This window comes from Methanobrevibacter oralis (genome assembly GCF_001639275.1).
Classification (GTDB): domain Archaea; phylum Methanobacteriota; class Methanobacteria; order Methanobacteriales; family Methanobacteriaceae; genus Methanocatella; species Methanocatella oralis.
Genome location: NZ_LWMU01000112.1, coordinates 1 through 2900, shown reverse-complemented (window position 1 = coordinate 2900; position 2900 = coordinate 1). Strand labels below are relative to the sequence as shown.

The 2900-nt window shown below is 24.5% G+C and carries 6 protein-coding genes; all 6 read left to right on the top strand.

All coding sequences use genetic code 11. From position 1 onward, the window contains the following. Positions 1-263 precede the first annotated feature (263 nt). The 6 genes from rpl37A to MBORA_RS08900 are packed head-to-tail and all read left to right on the top strand — an operon-like array spanning position 264 to position 2181. The gene (rpl37A, locus tag MBORA_RS08925) at positions 264-533 is read left to right on the top strand and encodes a 50S ribosomal protein L37Ae (RefSeq protein ID WP_042694275.1); all 270 of its coding nucleotides are present in this window, start codon (positions 264-266) and stop codon (positions 531-533) included. A 2-nt stretch (positions 534-535) separates the two neighbouring features. Beyond that, entirely contained in the window at positions 536-667 is a 132-nt protein-coding gene (locus MBORA_RS08920; RefSeq protein WP_042694277.1) for a DNA-directed RNA polymerase subunit P, read from the top strand. A gap of 42 nt (positions 668-709) precedes the next feature. Then, positions 710-1189, top strand: a complete 480-nt coding sequence (locus MBORA_RS08915) for a Brix domain-containing protein (protein ID WP_042694279.1) — start codon at positions 710-712, stop codon at positions 1187-1189. A gap of 1 nt (position 1190) precedes the next feature. Further along, on the top strand, positions 1191-1457 hold the full coding sequence (locus MBORA_RS08910) for a KEOPS complex subunit Pcc1 (RefSeq protein WP_042694281.1): 267 nt from the start codon (positions 1191-1193) through the stop codon (positions 1455-1457). A gap of 56 nt (positions 1458-1513) precedes the next feature. Further along, the gene (locus MBORA_RS08905; RefSeq protein WP_042694283.1) at positions 1514-1867 is read left to right on the top strand and encodes a prefoldin subunit beta; all 354 of its coding nucleotides are present in this window, start codon (positions 1514-1516) and stop codon (positions 1865-1867) included. A 29-nt stretch (positions 1868-1896) separates the two neighbouring features. Next, on the top strand, positions 1897-2181 hold the full coding sequence (locus tag MBORA_RS08900) for a DUF3194 domain-containing protein (RefSeq protein WP_042694285.1): 285 nt from the start codon (positions 1897-1899) through the stop codon (positions 2179-2181). The last annotated feature ends 719 nt before the right edge of the window (positions 2182-2900 follow it).

Sequence of the window (2900 nt, the reverse complement as noted above, 5' to 3'; positions counted from 1 at the left end):
TTCACAAATCATATAAAAAACTTACGAAAAATTAAATTCAAATCTAAGAACTAATTATAACGCTGTTATAATATGAAAAGATATAATAAAAATTTTCAGCTAAAAATTCTTAAGTTTCTAGGAATGTGAAATTACCATTAACTTTAAATAATAGTTAATTTAATATTATTATATTAGATTATTTTATGATTGTTTTATAATAATCATTGTAAATTAATTTTAATTTAAATTTTTACATATTTCATTATTTATGGAGAGATATAATGGCAAGAACTAAAAAAGTGGGAATTACAGGAAGATTCGGTGCAAGGTACGGAAGAAAAGCTAAAAGATCCGTTAAAATCATCGAAGAAAACATGAAAAAAAATCATGTTTGTCCTAAGTGTGATAGACCCTATGTAAAAAGACAGGCTGCTGGAATTTGGAAATGTAGAAAATGTGGTGCAGTATTCACTGGTGGAGCATATGTACCTCAAACTCCTATGGCAAAATCTGCAGCACGTAATATTAGAAATGTCCGTGTGGAGGAATAAGATTGTATAGATGTCCACATTGTGGAACAGAAGTAGATCATAAAAGCTACATGGAAAATAAATGTCCTAAGTGTAGGTATAGGATTTTATTCAAGAATGTTCCAGAAACTACTAGAATAATAAAAGCAAGATAACTTTTATCTTCTTTTATCTACAATTTACTTTTTTTGATTTAAATGTTAATTTCAACATCTAGAAAACCTTCTCAAAGAACAAGGCAATTTTGTAAAAACTTATCCCATATTACTGCTTTTTCTTCTGTTAACAGAGGTAAAATGAATATGCGTGAAGTTTTATTAAAAGCTTTTGAATTAGATGAAACTAATATCGCTATTGTTGATGAGATTAAGGGGAATCCGAGTAGAATTACATTTTATTCAAATGAGGGTGATGTATTACTTACTATTTTAATTGGAGCTTCATCTGAAAATGAAAAATTTAACATGGCTCCATCAAAACTGAAATTAGTTAGTGAGGTTCCTAAACTTAATTGTTTAAGTGATATTTTAGGAATTGAATTAGTAGATAAATCTAGTGAAAATTATATTCATGTTTCTAGAACAAATGATGATTTAATAGCTAAAATTAATTTTATTAATAAATTTGGAGATAAAGTTAAATTCCAAATCAATATTAAAAAGATTTTAGAGGAGTAATATGATTAATGAAAGTCCTCTCCAGTCTGTTAAAAGTAATATTGTTGTGGAATTTGATAATGAATCTCAAGCTAAAATCATTTATGAATCCATTCTTTTAGAATTTGAAACCGCTCCTGATTATAGATCTTCTATGAATTTAGAGTTAAAAGATTCTAAAATTATTATTAATATTGATGCAGAAGATTCTACTTCATTTAGAGCTTCTGTTAACTCAGCAATTAAATGGATTAAGTTATCTTTGGAAATTAATGACTTAACTATTTAACAATATTTTTATATATTATAAAATTCAACTTTAAGTTGATAATAAAAGGTGAAATTATGGAGATTCCTGAAAATATACAACATCAATTAAATCAATTTCAACAATTACAACAACAAGCTCAGGCTGTAACAATGCAAGTTCAAAATGTTGAAGTTCAAATTCAAGAAACCCAAAAAGCGTTAGAAGAACTTAATAAAACAGATGATTCTACTGAAGTATTTAAACAAGCAGGTACTTTACTTATTAAAGTTGATTACAATCAAGCTGTTAGTGAAATGGAAGATAAATTAGAAACTCTTGAATTAAGAAAACAAACTATGGCACGTCAAGAAGAAAGAGTCATGAAAAAACTTGAAGAAATGCAATCTAGTATTCAATCCGCAATGCAAGGATTAAACCCTGATGCTTAATTCTTTTTTTCTTTTTTTTATAGATTATCATGTCTAAACTTAAAAAATTGTCTGATGAAGACTTATCTATTATTTCTAATGAATTTGGTTTGATTTTAGAAAAAGAAGTTTCTAAGGTTATTTCAACTAAAGAATTAGAGGATTTAGATTTAGATATTACTCTTATTTATGAAAATGATCAATTAGATGTTGATGTTGATTTAGGAGTTCTTCCAGATAAACTTTCTAATATAACCGAAAAATCACTTGATATAGCTATTGATGAAGCTTATTTAAGATTTGATTCATTTATTGATGATAATTATAGAGTTTAATTTTTTATTTTACTTGTTGTATTACTATTTTTATATTTTATATTAAATAAAGTAATACTTTTTTATAAAAAAGTATTTATACTTTGATTGTCTAATCATTATACATAGTTTGGAGTAATTGATTACAATAGCTTAGCAAAATTAGGACAAACACATATAACTATCTTTCAAATTCCCTCCTTGATTACTTCAAACTTTCGTTTTTTTAAATAACATTTAGATTCTTTTTATTAGTTTAAAAACTTTAACAGTGTGGGTTGTTTTATTCAATCGAAGTTTATTATTTTTCTTTACTTAAATAAGGAATTAATTATTCTTATTCATTTTTAATAAATTTTTTATAAGTACTGTTTAATATTTATGATATATTTTTTTTATTCTTTTAACATTTTTTTCAAATTTTAAGAATTTTTTTTTCAAGTCTACTTTAATTTTTATAAACTATGGTAACATTTATATACTATGTAAATTAACTATTATGTAGAGGGTTCATAATACATATTTTTTATTTACCCTAAATTGATCATTTTTATTTTATTTAATTAAGCTAAGAAATTAGCTTAATTACTCTCCCCTATTTTTTTTATTTTTTAGGCACTTTCAAAAACTTAGGTGATTTCACTTTAAACAAGTCTTTTACTAAAAACTTTTTCCTGATATTTGGCTTTATTTTTATAATTTAAAGCTAATAAACCGTTTATTGTGAAATAATTTAAGTG

Bases quoted from the DNA above. Each gene is read 5' to 3' on its own strand.
- MBORA_RS08905 (WP_042694283.1), top strand. From the start codon at position 1,514: ATGGAGATTCCTGAAAATATACAACATCAATTAAATCAATTTCAACAA.
- MBORA_RS08915 (WP_042694279.1), top strand. From the start codon at position 710: ATGTTAATTTCAACATCTAGAAAACCTTCTCAAAGAACAAGGCAATTT.
- MBORA_RS08910 (WP_042694281.1), top strand. From the start codon at position 1,191: ATGATTAATGAAAGTCCTCTCCAGTCTGTTAAAAGTAATATTGTTGTG.
- rpl37A (WP_042694275.1), top strand. From the start codon at position 264: ATGGCAAGAACTAAAAAAGTGGGAATTACAGGAAGATTCGGTGCAAGG.
- MBORA_RS08900 (WP_042694285.1), top strand. From the start codon at position 1,897: ATGTCTAAACTTAAAAAATTGTCTGATGAAGACTTATCTATTATTTCT.